Source organism: Haloarcula salinisoli, from assembly GCF_019599405.1.
GTDB classification, from domain to species: Archaea; Halobacteriota; Halobacteria; order Halobacteriales; family Haloarculaceae; genus Haloarcula; species Haloarcula salinisoli.
Genome location: NZ_RKLQ01000001.1, coordinates 429,204 through 451,859, shown reverse-complemented (window position 1 = coordinate 451,859; position 22,656 = coordinate 429,204). Strand labels below are relative to the sequence as shown.

The 22,656-nt window shown below is 67.5% G+C and carries 27 protein-coding genes; 13 read left to right on the top strand and 14 right to left on the bottom strand.

From position 1 onward, the window contains the following. Positions 1-77 precede the first annotated feature (77 nt). The 3 genes from EGD98_RS02320 to EGD98_RS02310 all read left to right on the top strand — a co-directional run bounded on the left by EGD98_RS02320 (position 78) and on the right by EGD98_RS02310 (position 2,517). Positions 78-1,094, top strand: coding sequence for a cell division protein CdpA domain-containing protein (locus tag EGD98_RS02320; RefSeq protein WP_220586738.1), 1,017 nt, complete (start codon positions 78-80; stop codon positions 1,092-1,094). Between the two features lie 483 nt (positions 1,095-1,577). Then, entirely contained in the window at positions 1,578-1,901 is a 324-nt protein-coding gene (locus tag EGD98_RS02315; protein WP_220586737.1) for a transcription factor S, read from the top strand. A gap of 4 nt (positions 1,902-1,905) precedes the next feature. Then, positions 1,906-2,517: a DUF6517 family protein gene (locus EGD98_RS02310; protein ID WP_220586736.1), complete on the top strand. Its 612-nt coding sequence runs from the start codon at positions 1,906-1,908 to the stop codon at positions 2,515-2,517. On the opposite strand, the gene EGD98_RS02305 is transcribed toward EGD98_RS02310, so the two are convergent. The 4 genes from EGD98_RS02305 to EGD98_RS02290 all read right to left on the bottom strand — a co-directional run bounded on the left by EGD98_RS02305 (position 2,498) and on the right by EGD98_RS02290 (position 4,459). Continuing rightward, entirely contained in the window at positions 2,498-2,902 is a 405-nt protein-coding gene (locus EGD98_RS02305; protein WP_220586735.1) for a hypothetical protein, read from the bottom strand. The two genes, EGD98_RS02310 and EGD98_RS02305, sit on opposite strands and share 20 nt — an antisense overlap. Further along, positions 2,899-3,102: a hypothetical protein gene (locus EGD98_RS02300; protein ID WP_220586734.1), complete on the bottom strand. Its 204-nt coding sequence runs from the start codon at positions 3,100-3,102 to the stop codon at positions 2,899-2,901. The genes EGD98_RS02305 and EGD98_RS02300 overlap by 4 nt, the downstream gene beginning before the upstream one ends. A gap of 249 nt (positions 3,103-3,351) precedes the next feature. Further along, the gene (locus tag EGD98_RS02295) at positions 3,352-4,071 is read right to left on the bottom strand and encodes a methyltransferase domain-containing protein (protein ID WP_220586733.1); all 720 of its coding nucleotides are present in this window, start codon (positions 4,069-4,071) and stop codon (positions 3,352-3,354) included. 1 nt (position 4,072) lies between these two features. Continuing rightward, positions 4,073-4,459: a nascent polypeptide-associated complex protein gene (locus EGD98_RS02290; RefSeq protein ID WP_220586732.1), complete on the bottom strand. Its 387-nt coding sequence runs from the start codon at positions 4,457-4,459 to the stop codon at positions 4,073-4,075. 122 nt (positions 4,460-4,581) lie between these two features. Here EGD98_RS02290 and EGD98_RS02285 point away from each other — a divergent pair, with 122 nt between their 5' ends. Beyond that, positions 4,582-4,974 carry a winged helix-turn-helix domain-containing protein gene (locus EGD98_RS02285; RefSeq protein ID WP_220586731.1) on the top strand — a complete coding sequence of 131 codons (393 nt, stop codon included), beginning with the start codon at positions 4,582-4,584 and terminating at the stop codon, positions 4,972-4,974. Between the two features lie 34 nt (positions 4,975-5,008). Here EGD98_RS02285 and EGD98_RS02280 read toward each other — a convergent pair whose 3' ends face one another. Further along, positions 5,009-5,401 carry an Ig-like domain-containing protein gene (locus EGD98_RS02280; protein WP_220586730.1) on the bottom strand — a complete coding sequence of 131 codons (393 nt, stop codon included), beginning with the start codon at positions 5,399-5,401 and terminating at the stop codon, positions 5,009-5,011. An 8-nt stretch (positions 5,402-5,409) separates the two neighbouring features. Beyond that, a complete protein-coding gene (locus EGD98_RS02275) occupies positions 5,410-5,871 on the bottom strand; it encodes a PUA domain-containing protein (protein WP_220586729.1) in 462 nt (153 codons plus the stop codon). Positions 5,872-6,003: 132 nt separating this feature from the next. On the opposite strand from EGD98_RS02275, the gene EGD98_RS02270 reads away from it, so the two are divergent. Beyond that, a complete protein-coding gene (locus tag EGD98_RS02270; protein ID WP_220586728.1) occupies positions 6,004-6,198 on the top strand; it encodes a DUF8178 family membrane protein in 195 nt (64 codons plus the stop codon). A gap of 36 nt (positions 6,199-6,234) precedes the next feature. Here EGD98_RS02270 and EGD98_RS02265 read toward each other — a convergent pair whose 3' ends face one another. Beyond that, entirely contained in the window at positions 6,235-6,732 is a 498-nt protein-coding gene (locus EGD98_RS02265; RefSeq protein ID WP_220586727.1) for a LabA-like NYN domain-containing protein, read from the bottom strand. A gap of 301 nt (positions 6,733-7,033) precedes the next feature. Here EGD98_RS02265 and dapA point away from each other — a divergent pair, with 301 nt between their 5' ends. The 4 genes from dapA (at position 7,034) to EGD98_RS02250 (ending at position 9,843) form a co-directional block, all read left to right on the top strand. Beyond that, positions 7,034-7,960: a 4-hydroxy-tetrahydrodipicolinate synthase gene (dapA, locus tag EGD98_RS02260; RefSeq protein ID WP_220586726.1), complete on the top strand. Its 927-nt coding sequence runs from the start codon at positions 7,034-7,036 to the stop codon at positions 7,958-7,960. Beyond that, the gene (gene dapB, locus EGD98_RS02255) at positions 7,957-8,709 is read left to right on the top strand and encodes a 4-hydroxy-tetrahydrodipicolinate reductase (protein WP_220586725.1); all 753 of its coding nucleotides are present in this window, start codon (positions 7,957-7,959) and stop codon (positions 8,707-8,709) included. Before dapA ends, dapB begins: the two co-directional genes overlap by 4 nt. A gap of 78 nt (positions 8,710-8,787) precedes the next feature. After that, on the top strand, positions 8,788-8,910 hold the full coding sequence (locus tag EGD98_RS20970) for a hypothetical protein (protein WP_268899591.1): 123 nt from the start codon (positions 8,788-8,790) through the stop codon (positions 8,908-8,910). A gap of 102 nt (positions 8,911-9,012) precedes the next feature. Then, positions 9,013-9,843: a 2,3,4,5-tetrahydropyridine-2,6-dicarboxylate N-succinyltransferase gene (locus EGD98_RS02250; protein WP_220586724.1), complete on the top strand. Its 831-nt coding sequence runs from the start codon at positions 9,013-9,015 to the stop codon at positions 9,841-9,843. Between the two features lie 401 nt (positions 9,844-10,244). Here EGD98_RS02250 and EGD98_RS02245 read toward each other — a convergent pair whose 3' ends face one another. Next, complete coding sequence (locus EGD98_RS02245; protein WP_220586723.1) at positions 10,245-11,597, bottom strand: protein kinase family protein; 1,353 nt, start codon at positions 11,595-11,597, stop codon at positions 10,245-10,247. A gap of 72 nt (positions 11,598-11,669) precedes the next feature. Beyond that, positions 11,670-13,448 carry a histidine kinase N-terminal 7TM domain-containing protein gene (locus EGD98_RS02240; protein ID WP_220586722.1) on the bottom strand — a complete coding sequence of 593 codons (1,779 nt, stop codon included), beginning with the start codon at positions 13,446-13,448 and terminating at the stop codon, positions 11,670-11,672. Between the two features lie 130 nt (positions 13,449-13,578). On the opposite strand from EGD98_RS02240, the gene lysA reads away from it, so the two are divergent. Both lysA and EGD98_RS02230 read left to right on the top strand, forming a co-directional pair. Beyond that, positions 13,579-14,814, top strand: a complete 1,236-nt coding sequence (lysA, locus tag EGD98_RS02235; RefSeq protein ID WP_220586721.1) for a diaminopimelate decarboxylase — start codon at positions 13,579-13,581, stop codon at positions 14,812-14,814. Further along, positions 14,811-15,965 carry a M20 family metallopeptidase gene (locus tag EGD98_RS02230; RefSeq protein ID WP_220586720.1) on the top strand — a complete coding sequence of 385 codons (1,155 nt, stop codon included), beginning with the start codon at positions 14,811-14,813 and terminating at the stop codon, positions 15,963-15,965. The genes lysA and EGD98_RS02230 overlap by 4 nt, the downstream gene beginning before the upstream one ends. Here the strand turns inward: EGD98_RS02230 and EGD98_RS02225 are convergent. Both EGD98_RS02225 and EGD98_RS02220 read right to left on the bottom strand, forming a co-directional pair. Further along, on the bottom strand, positions 15,957-16,577 hold the full coding sequence (locus EGD98_RS02225) for a phosphoribosyltransferase (RefSeq protein ID WP_220586719.1): 621 nt from the start codon (positions 16,575-16,577) through the stop codon (positions 15,957-15,959). The two genes, EGD98_RS02230 and EGD98_RS02225, sit on opposite strands and share 9 nt — an antisense overlap. A 49-nt stretch (positions 16,578-16,626) precedes the next feature. Then, positions 16,627-17,937, bottom strand: coding sequence for an MFS transporter (locus EGD98_RS02220; RefSeq protein WP_220586718.1), 1,311 nt, complete (start codon positions 17,935-17,937; stop codon positions 16,627-16,629). 111 nt (positions 17,938-18,048) lie between these two features. Here EGD98_RS02220 and EGD98_RS02215 point away from each other — a divergent pair, with 111 nt between their 5' ends. Next, entirely contained in the window at positions 18,049-18,273 is a 225-nt protein-coding gene (locus tag EGD98_RS02215; protein WP_220586717.1) for a HalOD1 output domain-containing protein, read from the top strand. A gap of 10 nt (positions 18,274-18,283) precedes the next feature. Here the strand turns inward: EGD98_RS02215 and purB are convergent, their stop codons facing one another. The 3 genes from purB to EGD98_RS02200 form a co-directional block, all read right to left on the bottom strand. Then, the gene (purB, locus tag EGD98_RS02210; protein ID WP_220586716.1) at positions 18,284-19,675 is read right to left on the bottom strand and encodes an adenylosuccinate lyase; all 1,392 of its coding nucleotides are present in this window, start codon (positions 19,673-19,675) and stop codon (positions 18,284-18,286) included. A 109-nt stretch (positions 19,676-19,784) separates the two neighbouring features. Continuing rightward, the gene (locus EGD98_RS02205; RefSeq protein WP_220586715.1) at positions 19,785-20,144 is read right to left on the bottom strand and encodes a DsrE family protein; all 360 of its coding nucleotides are present in this window, start codon (positions 20,142-20,144) and stop codon (positions 19,785-19,787) included. 47 nt (positions 20,145-20,191) lie between these two features. Then, the gene (locus tag EGD98_RS02200) at positions 20,192-20,743 is read right to left on the bottom strand and encodes a hypothetical protein (RefSeq protein ID WP_220586714.1); all 552 of its coding nucleotides are present in this window, start codon (positions 20,741-20,743) and stop codon (positions 20,192-20,194) included. A 332-nt stretch (positions 20,744-21,075) separates the two neighbouring features. Between EGD98_RS02200 and purH the strand changes: the two genes are divergently transcribed. Beyond that, a complete protein-coding gene (gene purH / locus EGD98_RS02195; protein ID WP_220586713.1) occupies positions 21,076-22,656 on the top strand; it encodes a bifunctional phosphoribosylaminoimidazolecarboxamide formyltransferase/IMP cyclohydrolase in 1,581 nt (526 codons plus the stop codon).

The following is a 22,656-nucleotide window of genomic DNA, read 5'->3' as shown; positions in this document are numbered from 1 at the left end:
AACCGACTCGTTCGCGCGCACACCCGTCTTGCGAGTGTCTGACGGGGAGTTTTGAGGAACGCCGTTCTAGTACCGCTATGACCAGTTTGAGCGATGTGTACGAGGGGAAGGTCGGCCGCGTGGCGACGCGGCGCCAGCAGCTCGTTGGGACCGGGTTGTTCCTGGCCGGTGCGGCGGGACTCGTGGCCGCCATCGCGCTGGCGACCACCGGCCTCGGGGCGACCCTGGGACTGGGCGACTACGCTGCCCGGGAGATCGCCGGCATCGTCGCCGGTGTCGGGCTGCCGGCGGTCGTGCTCGGCATCTTCGCCGTGCTCCCCGCAGGGCCCCGGACCCGGCTGGCGGCGGTCGGCGGCGCCGGCGTCGCACTGGTCGGCGTCGCCGCGTTCCAGCGGCTCTACCCCTACAGCTGGATGGCCGACGCCCCGCTGCTCGCGCTGGGTGCCAGCACCGTTTACTTCACCGGCGTCCTGACGACGTTCTGGTGTCTGTTCGCCGCGCTGGCGACGTTCAAGACCCGCAACGACCCCGGCGGCACCGCCCGCATGGAGGTCACCGAGGAGGGGACCATCAAGCTCGTCGAGGAGTCCCGCTCGCTGCCCGGCCTCGGTGGTATCGGCTTCTTCGGTCGAGACCCCGACGGCGACGTCGAGACCCAGACCAACCGCCGCGGGACGACCACCAGCGACGGCGGGTCGACCCAGCGCACCGACGGCAGCGAGGTCATGGGCCAGCCCTCCGGGTCCGACCCCACCACCCAGCGACCCGGGTCCAGCACGCAGCAGGCCGACGCCAGCCCGCACGAGCCCGCACAAAGCGCGCCGCGTGGCCCGACCGAACACGACCTCGACCCCAAACTGGCCAACGCCGGTCCGGAGGCCTCCCCCTCCACCGACGGCGGCACCACGACCGCCACCGGTCAGGACCCCATCACCGAGACGGCGGTCCACCGCGGGGAACCCGACAGCTACTGTGGCAACTGCCGGCACTTCCAGTACGTGATGGACGGCGACGATGTCGCTCCATACTGCTCGTTCCACGAGGAGACGCTGGACGACATGGACGCCTGCCCCGCCTGGGTCGATAACGGATAAATCAGCTGAACTCCCTCCACTTCTGTAACTGCGACGTCCCACATATGGGACTGACCGATAGCAGCTTCGAGTGACTACTCCTACGACAGCCGGAAAGCCCCCGACCGCTCGTCGGCTACGACTCGCTGCGGTCCTCGCCTACGGCTGCGGTCCTTACTTCGTCTCGCTCGTCGAGCGCGAGGTCGGCTCTGCCGACCTCGTCTAACGTGGCGGCGAAGCCGCCACGCGCTCGGCCCCTTTCAGTCCCGCCCCGTGGAACGGCCGACCGGGCGGGGCTGGAAGGGGCGGCAGGCTCCGGGAAGGCGGACGACGTAAGCACCGGAACGAACGTAGTGAGTGAGGAGCGCAACGAGTCCCCCGACCGGAGCCTGCCGGGGCTTTCTGGCTGTTCATGGCTGCTGTTGTACGCGTTGCAGTCATGACCAGATAGACAGCTAGGAACCCGGGCGTTTAACACAGACCCGTGGCATACTGCGTACAACAATGGAATTCTGCGACGACTGCGGCTCGATGATGAAGACAGAGGACGATATGTGGGTCTGTGGTAGCTGTGGCTACGAGAAAGCACGTGACGCCGAGGCCGATAAAAAAGCGGTCACGACCCAGGGACAGGAGTCCTCGGAGGTCGTCGACACCTCAGAGGTCGACCCACAGGATATGGGGCCGACGACGGGCGCGCGCTGTCCGGAGTGTGGCAACGACCGGGCGTTCTACGAGATGAAACAGATTCGGGCCGCAGACGAGTCCGAGACGCGCTTTTTCACCTGCACCGAGTGCGAGCACAAGTGGCGAGAGGACGACCACTAGGGTTGTGGCTCCAGACGCCGCCGAGCCGGACGTCCCCGAGGCGCAGTTGGCCCGCGGTGGCTGGGAACTGACCGACGAGCGCGTCGAGACCGTCTTCCGACTCAGCAGGGCGACGGTCGTCGGTGCGACCAGGCTCTACGACGACGTGCGAACGCGCGAGGCCGCCGCATCGGCGGCGGGGCTCGACCACCAGTGGCGGTTCTTCTTCGCGACGGCGCTAACCTTCCGGCCGTCGCTGGCGCCCGGCATCGGTCCGATGATGATACTGCCGACGGTCCGCTCGGAAGCGCAGTCGGCCTTCGCGGAGGAGCTACGCGAGCGGGGCTTCGAGGACGTCTCCCGGGGCCGCAAGGAGCGGATTCGGACCGACGGCGGCGACAAGCTGCATCTGCGAAGCTACACGGCCGACCTCCCGCTGGCGTCGCTCGGGACGACGCTGTCGGTGACCGGCTGGGTCGGCGTCTGGCACGCCGACGGGTTCCGCATCGCCGCGGGTGCCTATCCGGACCAGCCGGTCGGGGAGATGCTCGACCTCGATGACCCCGACGAGCCGCTGACCCGGTCGGCGGCGGCCTACCGCGACGAACTGCTCGAGCTCATTCGCGCCGTCGAGTGAGCGCGAGCAGCGGCCCCTCGGGGACCAGCTCGACCGGCCCCAGCCCGAGCCGTCGGGCGAGGCCGCTGGGGACGGCGTCGTCGCCGAGACGGGCGACCGGGACTCCACGGACCCGGAGTTCGGCAGTCAGACCCACAGACGAAAGCAGCGCCGCTGCATCCATCACGTCGATCGGGCGGTTGCGCCACAGCGAGACAGCAGCGGGGACAGAGGGCAGGTCCAGCGCCACGAGGTCGTCGTACCCCACGACGCTCGCCGGGTGGCCGTCTAGCTCGACGTCCAGATCGGCCTCGACCGACAGTTCGGGCCGGTCTTCGAGGTCGTCCAGCAGCTCAGCGAGGGTCGCTGGCGGGTCGCCGTGCTGTCCGGTCGGTGTCGCCGTCACTCCTTCTCGCGGGCCTTGACGGTGAGCGTGCCGTCGATACGCCAGTAGGCGTACTCGGGGTCCTCGCCCGTGGTGCTGGGGACGTCGACCTCCATGTCCTCGAACTCGTACGTTATCTCGGCGTTACGGCCGGTCAGTCGGTCGTACAACCCGATGGCGAGCTCGGGCCACGTCGTCGTCTCGTCGGGGGCGTCGCTCATACAGACGCCTCTTGGGAGCACTGGGGCTTGAAACCACGGCTCGCGGAAACCGGTGTGTCGCCGCAGGTCGATGCAGCTCCCGAGAATTTCGCGACCGATTTGCGTCGCGGTTCCTCATTCCGTTCGGAACCTCGCTATGGCTCTACCTCACTACGTTCGCCGTTTCGCTCCCTCTCTGCTCGCGGGTCACTCCGTTCCCCGCTCGCGTATCGAGGTTTTCGGTCGCTTTGCTCCCGAAAACCTCGTTTCCTACGGTCTTCGGGCGAACGTCAGATACCCGGTGTGGCCGACGCCGCCGGTCGACGGTCGGGAGCCCCGATCGTCGAAGTCCATCTCCCGCTGGATGGTATCGAGCGTCTCGATACCCTCGAGCCCCACCTCGCGGGCCGCAGCGACGACCTCGCGGGTGTTCTCGACGAACGGGGAGTACACGGCCAGTGAGCCACCCCGGGCGAGCAGCGTCGGGGTGCGCTCGACGACGGTCGGGGCGTCCTCGGTGTCCAGCGTCACCACGTCGAAGCCCGACAGCTCGTCGAGGTCGTCGGTCACGTCGCCGGTCCTGACCTCGACGCTGTCCCCGACGCCCGCTATCTCCATGTTGTCGCGCGCGACCTCGGCGAAGTCCGGGTCGATTTCGTAGGTCGTCACGTCGGCCCCCATCCGGCCCATGTAGGCGCTGAGGATGCCGGTCCCGGTCCCCGCGTCGAGCACGCGGTCGCCCGCGGCGACGCCGGTCTTGCCCACGACCAGCCCGACGTCGCGGGGCATCATCGGCGCGCCGGTGCGCTCCAGATGGGCAAAGAGGTCCGGCCCGCGCAGCCGCCGGACGGTGAAGCCGTTCCCCAGATGCGTCTCGACGACGTCGCCGGGTGTGACGTCCTCGGGCACCTCCAGGATACCGAGGTCGGACTCGAATCGCTCGCCGGGCGAGAGGAGGTGTTCGCGGTCCTCGTGGACGAACAGGTACACGCTACTCCAGTTCGTCGACCGCGTCCGCCAGGTCGCCGTCGTTGGCTTCCAGGGCCTCGCGGGCGGTGTCCTCGTCGGCACCGGTCCGCATCGCGACGATTTCGACGTCGTCCTCGTCGACGCCGCTGTCGTCGCTGGCGTCGTCGTCGGCCGCGCCGCCAGCGCTCGCGCCCTCGCCGCGCTCGCGGCTCTCGGGGTCACCGACGACCTGGTAGGTCTTCTGGCCCTGAGCTTCCATCAGCTGGACCTCCGCGTCCGTGAAGACCAGCTCCTCCTCGGGGGTCCGGATAATCACTTCCTCGGCATCGATATCCTCCATATCGATACCCATCTGTTCCATCATCTGTTTCATCTTGCGCGGGTTCATCCCGCCGCCTCCACCGAACATACCCGAGGCTGCGCGTTCTGGATAAAAAAGCCCACCGGGTCGGCAGTTCCTGGACGCTGTCAGGGACGCGAGCCCGGTTGCGGTCGCGAAGAATTATTTTCCCCGCCGGAGAATCTGGTCACATGTCCATCGATCGGACAGGAGATGAAGGAATGCCTCCGGAGCCGGCGGACCTCCTCCCCGAGCGGAGTATCCTCACCTTCGAGGAGTACATGGCGATGCAGCGGGCCGTCGGCAACGAGACCCGGTTCCGGGTGCTCTACCGGCTCAAGCGCGACGGCGCGATGAGCGCCAAGGAGCTGCGGGAGGCCCTGGACGTGCGGGGGAACACCCTCCATCACCACCTCGACACGCTGGTCGACGTGGGCCTCGTCGAGAACCGCAAGCGCGAGGAACCGACGAGTGACGGACTCTATTCGTACTACCGGGCGACGGCGCTGGGCGAGGCGTTGCTCGACCACGGCGTCGAAGAGCTGCTGCGCCGCGAACAGGAGTTTACCGACGCCTACGCGTAGTCACGCCGCCGGGGCACCGCGCTTCCCGCAGGGTTCACGCCCACGTCACCTGGACGCTGTTGTCCCGGAGGATGACCTCGTAGTTCGAGCCGTTTCGGATATCTGTTGCCTCGACGTTGAGCGTAATCGTCCGCTGTAATCCGTCCTCGATAGCCGCCGTGAGTTCGTAGGTGCCCGGCCGGTCGATGCCGGGGTCGAACTCCCTGACTGCGCCCGCATCGAGGGTCACGGATTCGTCGAGGACGGTCGAGCCGTCGTCGCGGGCCACTGTCAGCTGTACCGTCGCGCTGACGGTCTGTTCGTTGGTGACGACGAACACTACCGGGTCGTCGGGGTCGGGCGTGACCGTGCTCGGCGAGTCACCGCCACAGCCCGCGAGCGCAGCCGTCGAGACCGCGAGCCCGGCCAGTAGGGAACGGCGGCGCATAGCGACGGTCAGCTATCGGTCCCCTGTCGCACTTTCACAGCCATCCCGGTCTCGAAGTCGGCCATCCCGCTGCCGGGGAGTTCCGCGCGGCCGACCGCGAGCAGGTCGCCGTTCTCGTGGACGACCAGCGTCTCGTCGCCGGGCCGAATCGACGGGTCGGCCTGCTGGACGAACTTCGCGAAGGTGTTGCGGCCTCCGCGGACGAACGGCTCGCTCTCGTCGCCCACGACGACGCGGTGAGCGGGAGCGTCGAAGGCATCGAGCAGGCGTCGGCCGCCGGCCAGTCCGAGGACGAAGCGGCCGTCGGTGGCGTAGGTGGCGATGCGGCCGTCGTCGGCGTGGACCTGCCGGGGCCGCCCCGAACTGGTGTGGGTGACCTCGACGGCGTCTTCCAGCAGGGCCGCACCGGCACCTCGACCGAACTGGTAGTCGGCCCCGCGACGGAGGCCACGGAGCTCGCTGTCGCTCATTGGCTGTGGTGGCGTCCGTGGAGGTAACCCGTTTTCGGTCCGCCCGCAGTGGCCAGTGTATGTGACTCTCTCGCATAATTTCCGACGCGTTTGGGGAAATTTATACCGGATGGCACGCTAGACACCCCTACAATGGCTACAGACAAGCGGAAAGTGTATGCGGGCGCCGCGTTGCTGGTCGTCAGCTCGGTGCTGATTCTCGCGTCGGGCCCGTTCGATATCGGCATCTCGACCACCGTGGCCGGCGTCATGGCCGGCGTCGCGGCGCTGGGCCTGGCCGCCGGCGCCTTGCTGGTCGGCACTTCGGAAGACGGTCGCGCGGTCTAACCGTCGCTCTGTTCTCTGGTTTCTGACCCTTGCGAGCTACAGCAGATATTTGTCGGGTTCCTCGCTCAGGTCGACGAACCCGTCGACGGCGGACTTGAGGTCTTCAGAGGAGGACTCCTCGAACCCCATCGCTTCGATGCGACACCCCTCGTGGCGGACGTACCGACAGACGCGTGCGAAGTCGCCGTCGCCGGTACACAGCACGATAGCGTCGTTGTGTTTCGCCAGTGTGACCGCGTCCAGGCTCATCCCCACGTCCCAGTCGGCCTTCTGGGAGCCGTCCTGGAACGTTTTGATGTCCTTGATACGGGTCTCGAATCCGATGTCGGTGAGCGCGTCGAAGAACGTCTCCTCTTCCGGGGAGTCGGCGCGGATGACGTAGGCGATAGCGCGGGTGAGTTCGCGGCCGTCGACGGCCGCTTCGAGCAGTTCCGAGTAGTCGATGTTACGCGTGTAGAGGCTCCGGGCAGTGTGATAGAGGTTCTGCGCGTCGGCCAGGACGGCCACGCGTTGTCCCGAGTGAGAGACAGTCATACGGTGATTTCCCACCCGAACCCGGATAGGTTTTCGGGGTTCGCGGAGAGCAAAAAGGATAAGTCGCTCACGGACGGCCAGACGAGTATGCGACGACGCCACGGTACGGCACGTTCGGTACCCAGCGGCGACGGCGTCGTCCCGAAACGCAAGCGCAAGCGGTAGTTTCTGACTCTCGGCGGGCGTGGCGCACTCGTCGAGGGTCGCTGACTCGTGGCGGGCGTGGCGCACCCGTCACGGGTCGCTCTTTTGACGGACAGACCGGACAACTAATCCCACAGCGACACCACACCACTCAGCAATGACAGCACCCGACTTCCACGGCGTCTACCCCGCGATGTGTACGCCGTTCCACGACGACGACGAGCGCAGTATCGACTTCGAGACACTCCGGCGAGACGCCCAGCGGCTGGAGGCCGCCGGCGTCGACGGGCTGGTCCCGGCCGGCTCGACGGGCGAGTCGGCGACGATGACCCACGACGAACACATCGAGGTCGTCGAGGCGGTCATCGACGCCGTCGACGACGTCCCAGTCATCGCCGGCACCGGCTCCAACAACACCCGCGAGGCGCTCTCGCTCTCCCGGCGGGCCGCCGACGCCGGTGCCGACGCCCTGCTCCTGATTTCGCCGTACTACAACAAGCCCGAACAGCGCGGCCTGGTCGACCACTACGAGACCATCGCCGACGCGGTGGACTGCCCCCAGATTGTCTACAACGTCCCGTCCCGAACCGGGCAGAACATCGAGCCCGACACCGCCGTTTCCCTCGCTGCCCACGAGAACATCCAGGCGTACAAGGCAGCAAGTGGCGACATGAACCAGATATCCGAAATCATCGAGCGCACCCGAGACGAGGAGTTCGCGGTGCTGTCGGGCGACGACGGCATGACCCTGCCGATGCTGTCGGTCGGAGCGGCGGGCTGTATCTCCGTGGCCGCAAACGTCGAACCGGAGCGCACCTGCGCGATGGTCGGGGCAGGGCTGGCCGGCGACTTCGAGCGAGCGCGGGCCATCCACCACGAACTCGGGCCGCTCTTTCGCGAGCTGTTCGTCGAGACCAACCCCATCCCGGTCAAGGAGGCGATGCGGATTCGGGGTTATGGCCCGGCCCACCTTCGCCAGCCGCTGTCCAGGCTGGCCGACGAGTATCTCGAGGACCTGCGTGACGTGCTCGCCGACCTCGAAACGGAGGACTTAGAGGACGCCTACGCGGAGGTAGAGCGATGACACGGATTGCCGTCAACGGTGCGGCGGGTCGCATGGGACAGACGGTCATCGAGACGGCCGCCGACCGCGACGACCTCGAGGTCGTCGTCGGCTTCGACGTCGAAGCCGGCGAGGTCGACGGGGTCCCGGTCGTCGCCGAGGACGTGGCCGGCGCCCTCGCCGAGCACGGCGTGGACGTGGTCGTCGACTTCTCTATCCCCGAGTCGACGCTGCCCCTGGCCGAGGCCTGTGTCGAGGCCGGCGTCGGGCTGGTCGTCGGGACCACGGGCTTTTCCGACGACGGACTGGCCGACCTCGACGTCGTCAGCGAGTCGGTCCCGCTGCTGAAGGCGACGAACTTCTCGCGCGGTATCCAGGTGCTCCAGCGTACGGTCCGGGAGGCGGTCCGAGCGCTCGACGACTACGACCTCGAACTGATGGAGAGCCACCACAATGGGAAGGTCGACGCCCCCTCCGGTACCGCGAAGACCCTGCTCGAAGTGGTCCAGGAGGAACGCGACGTCGAGCCGGTGTACGGCCGCGAGGGTCACGCTCCCCGAGAGGGCGACGAGATCGGCGTCTTCGCCCGCCGCGCCGGTGACATCCGCGGCGAACACGAACTCATCCTCGCGGGCAACGACGAGGTGCTGTCGCTCTCCCATCACGCCGAGGACCGGGCCGTCTTCGCCGCCGGCGCGCTCGACGCCGCGGCGTGGCTCTCGGGTCGCGAGGCCGGTCGCTACGAGTTCGGCGCGGTCGTCGACGCCTGAATATCGATATAATGGACCTTATACAGTCTACTCAATATAACGCACAGCCTTATACTCGCTGACTGCCCAGCGACAGGTATGGTAACGACACACCGACGACCCGCATCCAGATGCCCACACTGCGCCGGCGAGTTCACACCGGCACGGACAGTCACACACTGCAGCGACTGCGGCTACATCCCCGGTCAGGGCGCGGACTGAACAGCTATCGACTCCGGCCCGCTCCGGGACGGGCGAAGCAGTCCCCCGCTCGTCGGCGCAAAACCCCGATAGGTAAGCCCCCTGAGTCGCAACCGACTGCGTATGAGCCTCGAAGCAGACATCGGCGACCTCTGGGCGCGCAAACAGGACGGACTGACGGCAGCAGACGCCACCGACGACCATCTCGCAGTGCTGGAGGAGTTTCTGACAGCACTGGAAGCCGGGGAGGTCCGGGCCGCCGAGAAGGTCGGCGACGAGTGGGACGCAAACGCCTGGGTCAAGCAGGGTATCCTGCTGAACTTCGGCCTCCGGGAGACCGTCGCCCGCGAGTACGGCGGCGTGCAGTACCACGACGTGTTGCCGCTCCGGGAAACCGACGACCTCGCAGACCGTGGCACCCGCAACACCCCCGACGGAACGACCATCCGCCGCGGAGCGTATCTGGGCGAGGACTGCATCATGATGTCGCCCTCCTTCGTCAACATCGGTGCCCACGTCGGCGACGGGACGCTCATCGACTCCTGTGACACCGTGGGCTCCTGTGCGCAGATCGGCGAGAACGTCAAGCTCGGCGCGAACACGCTCATCGGCGGCGTCCTCGAACCGGTCGAGAACGCCCCCGTCATCGTCGAAGACGACGTCTCGCTGGGCGCGGGCTGTCGCGTCACCAGCGGCTTCGTCGTCGGCGAGGGCTCTATCGTCGGCGAGAACACGCTCCTGACGCCGCGCATCCCCGTCTACGACCTCGTCGAGGAGGAAGTCATCTACGGCGAACTCCCCCCCGAGCGGCGGGCGTTCCAGCGCTTCGTCGACTCCTCGGTCGGCGACCACGACCTCATCCCCGGCGGCGCCTACAAGCCCGCCGTGGTGGCGACCGACGTCGAAGAGGAGACGCTCGAAGCGACGGAGCGGGAAGACGCGCTTCGGGACTAGCGAGACGTCGACCAACGGGAGACGTCTCGAAAACGAACGGTGAGCGAAGCGAACCGTGAGTAGCGAGGCGTGACCGGAGGGAACGCCTCGAAGCGGAACGGGGAACGAAGTGACCCGTGGAGCAGTAGCGAGATATCGACGGCGTCGATATCTCGAAAGCGACGCGGCGAGCATCGCGAGCCGCGGAGCAGTAGCGAGACGTCGACCAACGGGAGACGTCTCGAAAACGAACGGTGAGCGAAGCGAACCGTGAGTAGCGAGGTTCCGACCGGAGGGAACGCCTCGAAGCGGAACGGCGAACGAAGTGAGCCGGAGAGCAGCGAGACGACTCGCTTCCCTCGGCTTGCGGGTCGTTTCTCCCCGCTCGCCATACGAGACGACTCGCTTCGCTCGTCGTCTCGCTATGCAGCGTCCGCCAGCGCTCGATAGAACGCCTCGACGGAGTCGAACCGCTCGTCGGGGTCGGCCGCGAGCGCCTGCGCGATGTGTGGTTTGACCCGCGAGGAGACGCTCTGTATCGGCCGTGGAATCTCGCCGGGCTGGGGTGTCGGGGTCTCGGGTGGCCGCTGCTCACAGCAGAGCCAGTAGGCAAGCGCACCGAGCTGGTAGACGTCGGTGGTCGCGGTCAGGCGGCCCTCGCGTTGTTCGGGCGCGAGGAAGGGACCGTCGTGGGAGAGTCCGACCGCGTCGCGGACGGCCCACTCGATACCCCAGTTGGCGACCGTCGCCCGCCGGTCGCCCTCGGCCTCCATGAGGTGGACGTTCTCCGGGACGAGCCCGCACAGCGGCGTCGACGGCCCGCCCACGGCGGCGGCCGCGTCCGCGATGTCGCCCAGCAGTTCGAGCCGGGAGCGGGCCGGCAGCTCCGTGCCGATGTCGGCGAGTGAGTGGGCGCCGACGCGGTAGGCGACCCAGGAGGTCGGGTCGGTGCCGGACTCGTGGACCGTGGCGACGTTCGGCGCGTCGTCGCCCGCCTGCCAGCGTTCGAACGCCTCGGCGAAGGCCTCGGGTACGCCCTCGTCGGTCGCGTACTTGCGTGAGACCGTGATAATCTGTGCATCGGTGCCGCCGTGCCACGGCGTCGAGTAGCGGTGGACCGCGCCGTCGGTGTCGGTGAACTCCACCTGAGTCACGTCGGGGACGGAGGCCCCGAGCTGGCCGGGGCTGGCGGGACCGACCATTCCTACGTCGGAGGGGCCCGCGGGCTCGTCGGCCGGCTCCGACGCCCCCGTTTCGGGGTCGGCTTCCTCGGGTTCGGGGACCTCGGCGACGGCATCGGGGTCGAACCGCACGCCGGAGCGGGTGATGTCGTGGCGCAGAAAGCGGTGGTCCCGTTCCTCGTACTCCTCGCCGCGGCCGTCATAGACGCGGAGATGTCTGAAATCGTAGAGCCGCTGGAGCTTCTTGGCGCGGTCGGCCGCGTCCTCGCGGGAGGGTGCGACCGTCATCGCACAGGTCCCGGCCTCTGGGACGACGCTCCACCCGCCGACGAGTTCGTCACGTCGGACCTCGAGCGTCTCGAACAGCGGGTTCCAGTAGAGTGCGCCGACGCTGCGCGGGGAGTCCCAGCGGACGATACACGGGTGGCGATCGGCCTCCATCTTCGATTTCGCGTATCGCATGGCCGACAGCTGGGAGTCGTGGGTGGCGTGGCTCTCCCCCGTCCGCGACCCCTTCCGGTAGTCCTCGACGACCCAGAGGCTCCCCTGCTTGACGAGCTCCAGCGGCGGGCGTCGTGGGACCTCCGATTCCATGCTATTGGTTGTTCCACCCGGTTCTTACCATGAGTCTACTGGTAGTGCAAAAATAGGTTTGGGTCCACACAGCTACCCGTCACCGGGTTCGACGCCGGTCACCTCGAACCGGGCGCCGCCGTCGGTCCCCTCGGTCACACGGACGTCCCAGCCGTGGGCGTCGACGATGTCTTTGACGATGAAGAGACCGAGCCCCGTCCCGGCCTCCCCGGTCGTATACCCGTGGTCGAACACCCGGTCGCGGTCGGCCGCGGGAATCCCCTCACCGTCGTCCTCGATGAAGAAGCCGAGCAGACCGTCGCCGGTCTCCCCGAGCAGTCCGACGCGGACGGTCACTGACCCGTCGTTGTGCTCGGCGGCGTCCTGACGAGCCTGCGAGTCAGGGTTCGCAGAACCGTGTTCTGCGGCGTCATCAGAACGCGCAGCGTTCTGATTGCCTGCCGAGCCATGTTCGGCAGCGTTGCGAAAACAGTTCTCGAAGACGTGCAGCAGTCGGTCGTGGTCGGCCGCGATGGTCACGTCGTCCGGGACAGCCATATCGAGTTCACAACCCTCGACTTCGGCGTGGGTCCAGGCCTCCCGGGCGAGCGCCGCCAGCTCGACCGGCTCCGTCTCCTCGACGCGCTGGCCGGACCGGGCCAGCGTCAGCAGGTCCTCGACCATCGCGTCCATCCGCTCGTGTGAGCGTTCGACCGCCTCGACGTGTTCACGGACCACGTCGGACTCGCATTTCGCCTCGGCGAGCGCGAGCTGGCCGGCGGCGACGGTCAGCGGGTTCCGCAGGTCGTGGCCGACCATGCTGGCAAAGCGGTCCAGCCGCTCGTTCTGCCGTTCGAGCTCCTGCTCGCGGCGCTTCCGGTCGGTGATGTCGCGCAGGACGACGACGCGGCCGCTATGGCCGCGCCGGGTCACCGGCGAGACGGAGAGGCTGAAGTGCCGGTCGCGGTCGTCCGGGCGTATCTGTATCTCCGTCTCCGTCTCGACGTCGTCGAACGAATCGAGTTCGCCCACGACCGAGGGGAAGAAGTCGGCGGCCGATTTACCGGTGTAGTCGTCGTCGGCGTCGAACAGCTCGCGAGCGCGGCGGTTGCAGTCGACGACGCGGTTCCCGTCGTCGAGTGTCACCACGGCGTCGGACATCTCGCCCAGTGCGGTCCGGCGCGCGACCGGCGTGAGGTCGAGAAACCGGCCGCTGAACAGCGCCCACGCGAACATGGTCGCGGTCAGCGCGTAGCCAAGCGGCGTGTAGTCGTAGACGGTCACGCCCGAGACCGTCGCCAGACTCCCCAGCAGCGTCGGGACGATAGCCAGCGAGAGGACGAGTCGCTGTCGCCGCCGGATGCCGGTCGACCGGAGGGCGTCTGCGGCGAGGAGACCGGTCCCCACGAACGTCGCGAGATAGCCGACGCCCAGGATCGCCCACAGTCCGACGCCGATAGTCGGGTCGAAGTTGGCGCCGTTCATCGTCGAGCCGGGGGCGACGACGAGGTGGTGGAGCGGGTCCGTCCAGAAGAACAGCTGTGTCGCGACGACGTAGCTGGCAAACGCCGCCCCGTGTCGCCGCGTGACCGGGAGCCTATCTGTCACCGAAAGCGCGAGCAACAGCCACGCCGTCGTGATGAGGACGCCACCCAGCGACCGGAACGTGAAGACGAGATGCGAGAGCGCGTAGCCGGAGACGAACCAGTCGAGGCCGGCGCTGAGGCCGTAGACGCCGATACCGACACAGAGGACGGCGAAGCTCCAGCTCCCGGCCCTGTCGCGGTTGTCGTAGGCCGGTTTCAGGAAGAACAGCGACACCACTCCCAGCAGTATCTGTAACAGCCCGACGAACTGTGGGTCGACCGGCATTCAGTCGTATCCAGTAGTGTGTTCGTCTATCCTGCAATAAAGAATACGGCGGAAGGGCCGGTCGACCGGCGCTCCCGCAGTGGCTGCCAGAACACAACGCTTGTTAGCCGCCGTCACCGTTGTTCGGGCAATGAGTCAGGACTCGCCGCCGGTCCGTCGCCTCGCGGACTGGGACCACGACCGTCTCGGTCGGCTGGCGGCCGACCACGGGACGCCACTGTACGTCGTCGACCTGGACCGGGTCGCAGCAAACTACGACCGGTTCGCGTCGGCCTTCCCCGACGCCCACGTGATGTACGCCGCGAAGGCCCACACCGGCCGCGCCGTGCTGGAGAAATTGCTGGAGACGGGCGCCGATATCGAGTGTGCCGCCGCGGGCGAACTCCACCGTGCCGTCCAGGCGGGCGCGGACCCGGACACACTCCAGTACACCGCCGTGAACCCGCCCGACGCCGACCTCGACTACGCGGTCGAGCTGGCCGAGGAGAACCCCGGCCTCACAATCACCGGCGGTGCCCGCGACACATTCGACCGCCTCGAAGAGCGAGGATACGACGGCCGGGTCGCCATCCGCATCAACCCCGGCATCGGGACCGGCCACCACGAGAAGGTCGCGACCGGGAAAGACGCCAAGTTCGGCATCCCCTACGACCAGGTCCCCCAGCTAGCCGCGGATATCGCCGACCGGTTCGACCTCGTTGGTATCCACGCCCACGCCGGCAGCGGCGTTTTGCATGCCGACCTGGACGACCACTGCCGCGCCATCGGGAAGGTCGCCGACATGGGCCGGACCGTCGAGACAGACGTGACACCGCTCGACTTCGTCGACTTCGGTGGCGGCTTCGGCGTTCCCTATCGCGAAGACGAGGAACCGCTCGATATGGCCGTCGTCGGCGAGAAGGTGCGCGAGGCCGTCGGTGACCTCGACGCACAGGTCAAGCTCGAACCGGGCCGCTACGTCGTCGCCGACGCCGAGTTGATTCTGACCGAGGTCAACACAATCAAGAAGGCACCGGCGGCGACCGTCGTCGGTGTCGACGCCTCGCTGGCGACGCTCATCCGGCCGGCGATGTTCGGCTCGTACCACCCCATTCGGAACATTTCGGCGCCTGAACGGGACGCCGAGTCGGTCTCCGTCGGCGGTCCCTGCTGTACCAGCGCCGACGTCTTCTGTACCGACCGGCCAATCGCCCGCCCCGAGCGCGAGGAGCTGCTGGCAATCGGCAACGCCGGCGCCTACGGCTACGAGCTCGCCAACCAGTTCCACTCACAGCCCCGGCCCGCGGAGGTCGCTATCGAGGGCGGCGAGACCCGTGTCGTCCGCGACCGCGAGACGCTGGCGGACGTGACCCGAATGGAACGATGAGCGTCGGCTTCGACCCGGAACGGTTCCACCGCGAGGCCGTCGAGACCGACTCGACGGCCGACGTGGGCCCGATGCGGGACCTGCTCGTGGCGACGCTGGACCGGGCAGGCGCCGACCCGACCGTCGACGAGCTGGGCAACGTCGTCGCGACGACCGGTGCGGCCGACCCCGACGCCGCGGCGGCCGCCGAGGGGACCCACCTCGTCCTGAACACACACATCGACACCGTGCCGCCGCATCTCCCCTACGAGCACCGGGAGGAACCGCCTGGTGACGAGGAGATAACCGGCGCCGGCGGCGGCCTCACCGGCGACGTCGTCTGTGGCCGCGGCGCGTGTGACGCGAAGGGCCCACTCGCCAGCCTCGTCGACGCATTTCTCACCGTCGAACCGGCCGAGGGAGCGGTGACGCTGGCCGTCTCCATCGACGAGGAGACCACGCAAACCGGGGGCGCCCACCTCGCCGAGCGTCTCGACGCCGACGGCTACATCGTCGGCGAGCCAACCGGATTGGACGTCTGTACGGCGGCGAAAGGGCAGTTCGAGGGCACGGTGACGATTCACGGCGAGAGCGGTCACGCCGCGGACCCCGAGAGCGGGGCCAACGCCATCAGAGCCGCGGCACCCCTCCTGCAGGCCATGGAGAGCTATGATGAAACAGCAGGGCCAAACGGGCACGAGACGCTGGGTCGCCCCATCCTGACACCGTCGATGGTCGAGGGCGGCGAGGCGACCAACCAGATACCGGCCGAGTGTGTCATCACGTTCGACCGCCGCTCGGTGCCGCCCGAGACCAGCGACGAGTTCCCCGAGGCGCTGGAGACACACCTCTCGCAGTGGCTCCCCGAATCGATATCGGTAGAGGTGGCGCTCATCCGGCCCGATACGCCGTTTCCGGACGCCTTCGCGACCGACCACGACGCCGAGCTGGTTCGGACGCTACAGAACGCGAGTGGCGGGGCCGTTCGGCCGTTCGAGGCCGCGACGGAGGCCTCCTACTTCGCTGCCCACGGGCCGACGGTGGTCTTCGGTCCGGGTGTGCTCTCCGACGAGGTGGGGGCGGTCGCCCACTCGAAACGCGAGTACGTCCGGCTCTCCGAGGTCCGGGCGGCCGCTCGCTCGGTGCGGGAGACGGTCGAGCGGTTAGTTTAGCAGTGCCATCGCTTCCTCGTCGGTGACCTGCGAGAAGTCCCGAAAGAACTGTCCGACGGCCCTGAAGCTCCGGGGCCGCTCCAGTATCTCGAGGTGGTCGACCTGTCGCTCCAGCTGGTCGGCGGTCCGGGGCGACCCGACCGGTACCGCGGCGGCGACGCTCGCCGCGCCGGCCTCCCGGACCCGCTCGACACAGGCGAACATCGTCGCCCCGGTCGCCAGTCCGTCGTCGACGACGAGGACGTGCTTACCGGTCAGGTCGAGTGGCGGCCGGCCCTCGCGGTAGCGCTCGCGTTTCTGCCGGGCGGCCCGCTGTTCGTGTTCGATTTCGTCTTCCAGATACCCGGTCGTCAGGTCGAGTTTCCCGATGAGCGAGTCGTTGCGCCAGGTCGTCCCGTCGTCGGCGACGGCGGCGACCGCCAGCTCGGGGTTGCCCGGCGCGCCCACTTTGCTCGCGACCACAACGTCGAGGGGAACCGAAAGCGCGTCGGCGACGGGGCGAGCGACCGGGAGGCCGCCGCGGGGAATCCCCAGGACGATGTCGACCTCGATGTCCGACCGACGGACCGCTGCAGCTAGCTGTTCACCGGCGTCCGTTCGGTCTGTGAACATATCAGATAGTATGCCAGTGTCGGAGTTAACCCCTGCGGTGGGGTGGCCCTCAGTCCTGTGCCGGGGCCGCTCCAGCGTCCGCCTCGACCGAGAGCGTCTCCTCGACCTGCCAGTAAGTCAGTCCGAGCGCGGCGAGTGCCAGCACCGCGCCGACGGTGAAGGGGGTCGAGAAGCCCCCGAGGTTGTAGAGGACGCCGGAGGCCAGCGGTCCGGCGGCGACGCCGAGGCCGAAGGCCATCGTGAGGACCGACAGCGTCGTGCCCGAGCCCCGCTCGCCGGCGAGGTCGCCGGCCAGCGCGAGCGACGGGGCGAACACGAGCGCGACGGCGATACCCTGGACGAATCGGGCAGCGAGCATGAGCCAGGGGTCCATCACGATACCCTGGGCGTACACCGACGGGACGAGCACGGCGAAGCCGGCGACGACGAACGGACGGCGGCCAAAGCGGTCGCTCGCCCGGCCGATTGGGACCTGAAAGATGACGTTCGCGATGACGACGGCGGCGAACTGGACGCTGAACATGAACGTCGATTCGTCTAGGCGCATCCGAATCGGGCCTTCGAGCGTCGCAAAGAGCGCGATAGTCGTCGCCATCAGGAACGTGGCGACACCGAGGACGAAGACGGGGTCCAGCCCCTCGCCGTCGGGGTCCAGCACGGCGATAGAGAGGTTCTTGCTCGCGGCGTCGGCAGCGGCCGGCGGGTCGTCGATGAGGGCGGCGACGAGACAGAAGCTGATGATTGCACCGAGGACGGCGACGGCGAAGGCGGCGTTGAACCCGGAGAGCGAGAACGCGCCCAACGTGTACGTGACGACGCCCTCCGAACTCAAGCCGCCCGTGATGAGAATCCCGGCGACGATGGGGCCGAAGCCGAAACCAATCAGTCGGAACGTGTTGAACACGCCGAAGTTGCCGCCGCGCTCGCTGTCGCTTGCGGCGTAGTCGTTGACCAGGGCGACGGTGGCGGGGATAGTGAAGGCCGCCCCGATACCCTGGAACGCTCTGGCGGCGAGTACCGACCAGTAGGACGTGAGGAACGGGTAGGCAGCACTGCCGATTCCGAACAGCACCAGTCCCGTGAGGACGAACACCCGACGGCGGCCGGTCCGGTCGGAGAGCCGGCCCGTGAACGGCTGCCCGAAGGAGTTCAACAGGCCAAACAGCGACAGCACCAGCCCGATGAGGGTCTCCTCACGCAGGACGAAGCCCAGAATCTCCGTCCCTGCGATACCAGTGAGTGTCACCTGCCCGCTGGCGATGTACAGCGGCAGGACGATGATGAGAAAGGAGTTGCCCAGCGCGTCGGCCATACGGGCAAATGCCAGGGTCAAGACGCGGGAATCCGTACCGAGGACCATCTACTGTCCGGTTGGACCGGAGCGTCCTGAGGGTTGTGTTCGCGGCCCGGTCGTGCGAGACCCAAACACATTGGGAGTACGCATTAATCCGAGACTCGTCGACTATTAATCATGAATAGTAAGGGCTCCTTGAGTGCCGAGGTCGTCACGGCCGTCGCCCGTGTCGAAGGCGTCGACTCCGACGCGGTCGAACCGTCACTGTTCGAGGCGATAGACAGCGACGCGCTGGACCGGCTGTTCCGGGAGACGACCGGTCACGTCACCTTCGAGTACAGCGGTTACGAGGTGACGGTCACCAGCGGGGGGGAGGTCTCGCTCGCCCCGCTCCAGGAGTAGTCCTCGGGCGTCAGTCCCTGTCGATGCCCTCGGCCAGTTCGGCCGCGAGCCCGGTGTAGCCCGCCGGCGTCAGCGCTTCCAGTTCGGAGCGTACGTCCTCGCTGACGTCCAGTTCCGCAATCATCGCCCGGAAGTCCTCGATGGTGACGTCTTTCCCTCGCGTCGCCTTTTTCACCTGCTCGTAGGCGTCGTCGTGGCCCTCGCGACGGAGAATCGTCTGGACCGCCTCACCGATTATCTCCGGGGTCTCGTCCAGTTCCTCACGCATGACCTGCTCGTTGGGGACGACCTTCGCCAGCCCGTTCTGGCATTTGCCGTAGGCGATAAGCGAGTAGGCGAAGGCCGAGCCGATGTTGCGCTTGACCGTCGAGTCCGAGAGGTCACGCTGGAGCCTGGAGTTGGTGACGTAGTCGCCCAGGAACACCAGGTCCGAATTGGCCTTCGAGAGGTTCCCCTCGCTGTTCTCGAAGTCGATGGGATTGACCTTGTGGGGCATCGTCGAGGAGCCGGTCTCGCCCTCGACAGTCCGCTGGCCCAGATAGCGGTCCGAGACGTAGAGCCACATATCTCGGTCCATATCCAGCAGGACGTTGTTGGCGCCCCGCACCGCGTCGAAGAGGACTGCGAGGTCGTCACAGGGGTTGACCTGCGTCGTCAGCGGTTCGTGGTCGAGGCCGAGCGAATCGACGAACGACTCGGCGACGGCGGGCCAGTCCACGTCGGGGTAGGCGGCGTGGTGGGCCGCGTAGGTGCCCGACGCACCGGCGAGTTTCCCCGAGAGGGAGTCAGCGGCGCGCTCGATGCGGGCGATGGCCTGGCCGAGTCGGGAGGCGTAGACGGCCATCTCCTTGCCGAAGGTCGTCGGGGTGGCGGGCTGGCCGTGGGTGCGGGCGAGCATCGGGAGGTCGGCGTAGTCGTGGGCCATCTCGACGAGTGTGTCCCGAATCTCCCGCAGTTCCGGCACGAGCACGTCCTCGGCGGCGGGCTTGACCAGCAGGCGGTGAGCGAGGTTGTTCACGTCCTCGCTCGTGAGCCCGAAGTGAATCCAGTGGTCGGCGTCGAGCCCGTCGGGCATCCCGAGCCGGATGAAGTACTCGATGGCTTTGACGTCGTGGTTCGTCGCCGAATACTCGCCGTAGCCCTCGGTCTCCAGTTGCTTGACGACGTTCGCGTCCTCGTCGTCGAACTCCTCGTAGAGGGCGCGAAGGTCGGCTCGCTGGTCCGCATCGATAGTCAACGGCGTGGCATCGAGGTCGGCCAGGGCGATGAGATACTCCACCTCGACTTCCACGCGGGCGCGCATGAGCGCCCGCTCGCTAGCGTACGGGACGAGCGGCTTCGTATAGCGGGCGTACCGGCCGTCCAGCGGCGAGACGGCGGCGAGTGGCCCTCTGTCGGTCATACCGGAGAGTTGCCAGAGACCCGAAAAAGCGTGTCGACTTACACTGCCGGTTGTACCGTCGAGAACACGGCCGCGACGGTTTTCGAGATTACAGTCGGCAGTGTCCGCGTCAGGGCAGCTTCAGATAGGTGTCGCCCCGCTGCTGGACCCGCACGACCTCGGCGACACCGGAGCGAACGGTCGTCACGCCCGTCGCGAGTTCCTGGGCAGCGTGGTCGAAGCGGTCCAGCGAGTTCGCGCAGGCGGCGATTTCGACCCCCGCCTCCGCCATCCGGGTCACCTTCGCGGCCTCCGGGCTGCTTTCGAGCAGGAACCGGACACCGGGCCCGTTGACGACGACCTCCATCAGCTCCGGCGGCGTCTCGACGGAGTCGTCGTTGACGAGGTTCACGAGGTTCCGCAGCGCCATCTGCCACTCGCCGATGTCGTCGGTGGAGACGTGGACCAGAATCGAGCTTCGAGTGCTCATGCCACCCGATGCGTCGGGATTACAATAAACCCCTGGCCGATGTGCGCTCAGGACAGCCAGCCGTAGTCGCCACTGGCATCGCCGAACCGGCCGTCCGGTGGGTCGTACCGGTAGAGGTCCTGTCCCAGCGCGACCCACGCGAGGCCGTAGCCGAGGGCCGTCCACGGCGATATCTCGTTGAACCCGAGGAAGGCGAGCGTCCCGACGAACAGCAGGACTCCCAGCCACGGCGGCTGGATGCGGGTCCGGACCAGCCCGACGCTGACCAGCAGGGAGCCACTCACCAGGGCGAGGACGCCGATACCGATGATGGCGTCACCACCGCCGCTGGCCAGGCGGACGAGCTGTCCGACGGCGAAGACAACGCCGCCGAGTGCCCCGATCCAGGCGCCCGCGGTGCCCGGCCGCTTCATGCGCGCCCCGTAGAAGCTCTCGACGGCGTAGTGGCCGACGACGATGGCAAGCGTCGAAACGGCGACGCCGAGCAGGACGGGCGTGCGCTGGCGGCCGACCAGCCCGGCCCCGACGACCCACGCGAGCCAGACGACCCCGCCGACGGCGGCGACCAGTCCGGCGCGCTGACAGCGAAGCTTCGACATACCGGCGAGTGGTCGGCGGGCTACAAAGGGCCACCGCACGAGGAACAACGGGTGTGGTTTCTGTCCCAACGGGGACCTGGACGTTCGCTTGTAGCCGATTGGGGAACTGATAGGCTGGGAACGAAAGGGGCGGCGGGGAGGACGAAGCACGGCGCGGCAAGGACCGCAACGAGCGAAGCGAGTGCGGACCACAGCGAGCCGCGCGAGTCGTCCCCGCCGGGGCTTTCTGGCGGTGTCAATCGTTACTGTCGTCATTTCCACTGCAAACGGTCGCGGTCGTTCCTAGCGCGAGTTTCGCAACTACTTTGCGCGCCGACCGCCCGGATGGAGGTATGAAACTCGCCGGTATGGCCAGCAACCGTGGCCGGAACCTTCTGAACATCGCCGACCGTGCGCCGGGTGGCGCGGAGTTCGCCGTCGTCCTGACGAACGACGCCGACGCGCCAGTCCTGGAGGCGGCGGCCGAGCGTGGCATCCCGACCGAGGTCGTCGAGCGCGGTGACGACGAGTCCCGCGAGGCCCACGAGGAACGGGTCCTCGACGCGCTCGCCGACTACGACTTCGACCTGGTGACGCTGGACGGCTACATGCGCATCCTGAGCGAGACGTTCATCGAGGGCACACCGACCACCCTGAACGTCCACCCCTCCTTGCTCCCGAACTTCCCGGGGATGGACACCCACGAGCAGGTGCTCGAGGCGGGCGTCAAAGTCACCGGCTGTACTGTCCACGTCGTCGACGAGACGGTCGACGGCGGCCCCATCGTCACGCAAGAGCCCATCCCGGTCTTCGAGGGCGACGACACGGAGGACCTGAAAGAGCGCGTCCTCTACGAGGGCGAGTTCACGGCCTACCCCAGAGTCGTCAAGTGGTTCGCACAGGACCGCGTCGAGGTCGACTGGGACGATGGCACGGTCGACGTCGAAGGCGACGAGGGTGGGGACTTCCCGGCCCGCCGGCTGGTCTCGGACGACCGCGCCGCGGACCTGCGCTACGGTGAGAACCCCCATCAGGACGCCGCGCTGTACGCCGACACCACGGTCTCGGAAGCCAGCGTCGTCCACGCCGACCAGCTCAACGAGGGCGCGAAGGCCCTGAGCTACAACAACTACAACGACGCCGACGGCGCCCTGAACCTCATCAAGGAGTTCGACGAGCCCGCCGCCGCGGTCATCAAGCACACCAACCCCGCCGGCTGTGCGACCGCCGACTCCGTCGCGGAGGCCTACGGCAAGGCCCTCTCGACGGACCCGATGAGCGCCTTCGGTGGTATCGTCGCGCTCAACCGCGAGTGTGACACCGCGACCGCCGAGCAGATCATCGACTCGTTCAAGGAGGTCGTCGTCGCGCCGAGCTACACCGACGCCGCGCTCGATGTCCTCTTCCAGAAGGAGAATCTGCGCGTGCTGGAGGTCAACGACAACTTCGAGGTCACCGACACATTGACCGAGAAGCCCCTCGTCGGGGGCCGCCTGGTTCAGGAACGGGACACCCAGCATCTCACGCCCGAGGACCTGGAGGTCGTCACCGAGCGCCAGCCCACCGAGGAACAGCTCGACTCGATGCTGTTCGCGTGGCACACGCTCAAACACGTCAAGTCGAACGGCATCCTCTTCGCGAAGGGGACCGAGACGGTCGGCATCGGTATGGGCCAGGTCTCCCGCGTGGACGCCGTCCGACTCGCGGCGATGAAGGCCGACGAACACGCCGAGGGCAAAGACGCCGAGGGTGCCGTGATGGCCTCCGACGCATTCTTCCCGTTCCCGGACGGCATCGAGGAGGCCGCGAAGGCGGGCATCGAGGCCGTCATCCAGCCCGGCGGCTCGAAGAACGACGAGAGCGTCATCGAGGCCGCCGACGAACACGACATGACGATGGTCATGACCGGCCAGCGGTCTTTCAGACACGACTGA

Bases quoted from the DNA above. Each gene is read 5' to 3' on its own strand.
- EGD98_RS02315 (WP_220586737.1), top strand. From the start codon at position 1,578: ATGGAATTCTGCGACGACTGCGGCTCGATGATGAAGACAGAGGACGAT.
- EGD98_RS02215 (WP_220586717.1), top strand. From the start codon at position 18,049: ATGAATAGTAAGGGCTCCTTGAGTGCCGAGGTCGTCACGGCCGTCGCC.
- EGD98_RS02225 (WP_220586719.1), bottom strand. From the start codon at position 16,577: ATGTTCACAGACCGAACGGACGCCGGTGAACAGCTAGCTGCAGCGGTC.
- lysA (WP_220586721.1), top strand. From the start codon at position 13,579: ATGAGTCAGGACTCGCCGCCGGTCCGTCGCCTCGCGGACTGGGACCAC.
- EGD98_RS02300 (WP_220586734.1), bottom strand. From the start codon at position 3,102: ATGAGCGACGCCCCCGACGAGACGACGACGTGGCCCGAGCTCGCCATC.
- EGD98_RS02220 (WP_220586718.1), bottom strand. From the start codon at position 17,937: ATGGTCCTCGGTACGGATTCCCGCGTCTTGACCCTGGCATTTGCCCGT.
- purH (WP_220586713.1), top strand. From the start codon at position 21,076: ATGAAACTCGCCGGTATGGCCAGCAACCGTGGCCGGAACCTTCTGAAC.
- dapB (WP_220586725.1), top strand. From the start codon at position 7,957: ATGACACGGATTGCCGTCAACGGTGCGGCGGGTCGCATGGGACAGACG.
- EGD98_RS02250 (WP_220586724.1), top strand. From the start codon at position 9,013: ATGAGCCTCGAAGCAGACATCGGCGACCTCTGGGCGCGCAAACAGGAC.
- EGD98_RS02200 (WP_220586714.1), bottom strand. From the start codon at position 20,743: ATGTCGAAGCTTCGCTGTCAGCGCGCCGGACTGGTCGCCGCCGTCGGC.
- EGD98_RS02280 (WP_220586730.1), bottom strand. From the start codon at position 5,401: ATGCGCCGCCGTTCCCTACTGGCCGGGCTCGCGGTCTCGACGGCTGCG.
- EGD98_RS02290 (WP_220586732.1), bottom strand. From the start codon at position 4,459: ATGTTCGGTGGAGGCGGCGGGATGAACCCGCGCAAGATGAAACAGATG.
- EGD98_RS20970 (WP_268899591.1), top strand. From the start codon at position 8,788: ATGGTAACGACACACCGACGACCCGCATCCAGATGCCCACACTGCGCC.
- EGD98_RS02205 (WP_220586715.1), bottom strand. From the start codon at position 20,144: ATGAGCACTCGAAGCTCGATTCTGGTCCACGTCTCCACCGACGACATC.
- dapA (WP_220586726.1), top strand. From the start codon at position 7,034: ATGACAGCACCCGACTTCCACGGCGTCTACCCCGCGATGTGTACGCCG.
- EGD98_RS02245 (WP_220586723.1), bottom strand. From the start codon at position 11,597: ATGGAATCGGAGGTCCCACGACGCCCGCCGCTGGAGCTCGTCAAGCAG.
- EGD98_RS02230 (WP_220586720.1), top strand. From the start codon at position 14,811: ATGAGCGTCGGCTTCGACCCGGAACGGTTCCACCGCGAGGCCGTCGAG.
- EGD98_RS02320 (WP_220586738.1), top strand. From the start codon at position 78: ATGACCAGTTTGAGCGATGTGTACGAGGGGAAGGTCGGCCGCGTGGCG.
- EGD98_RS02240 (WP_220586722.1), bottom strand. From the start codon at position 13,448: ATGCCGGTCGACCCACAGTTCGTCGGGCTGTTACAGATACTGCTGGGA.
- purB (WP_220586716.1), bottom strand. From the start codon at position 19,675: ATGACCGACAGAGGGCCACTCGCCGCCGTCTCGCCGCTGGACGGCCGG.
- EGD98_RS02275 (WP_220586729.1), bottom strand. From the start codon at position 5,871: ATGAGCGACAGCGAGCTCCGTGGCCTCCGTCGCGGGGCCGACTACCAG.
- EGD98_RS02285 (WP_220586731.1), top strand. From the start codon at position 4,582: ATGTCCATCGATCGGACAGGAGATGAAGGAATGCCTCCGGAGCCGGCG.
- EGD98_RS02270 (WP_220586728.1), top strand. From the start codon at position 6,004: ATGGCTACAGACAAGCGGAAAGTGTATGCGGGCGCCGCGTTGCTGGTC.
- EGD98_RS02265 (WP_220586727.1), bottom strand. From the start codon at position 6,732: ATGACTGTCTCTCACTCGGGACAACGCGTGGCCGTCCTGGCCGACGCG.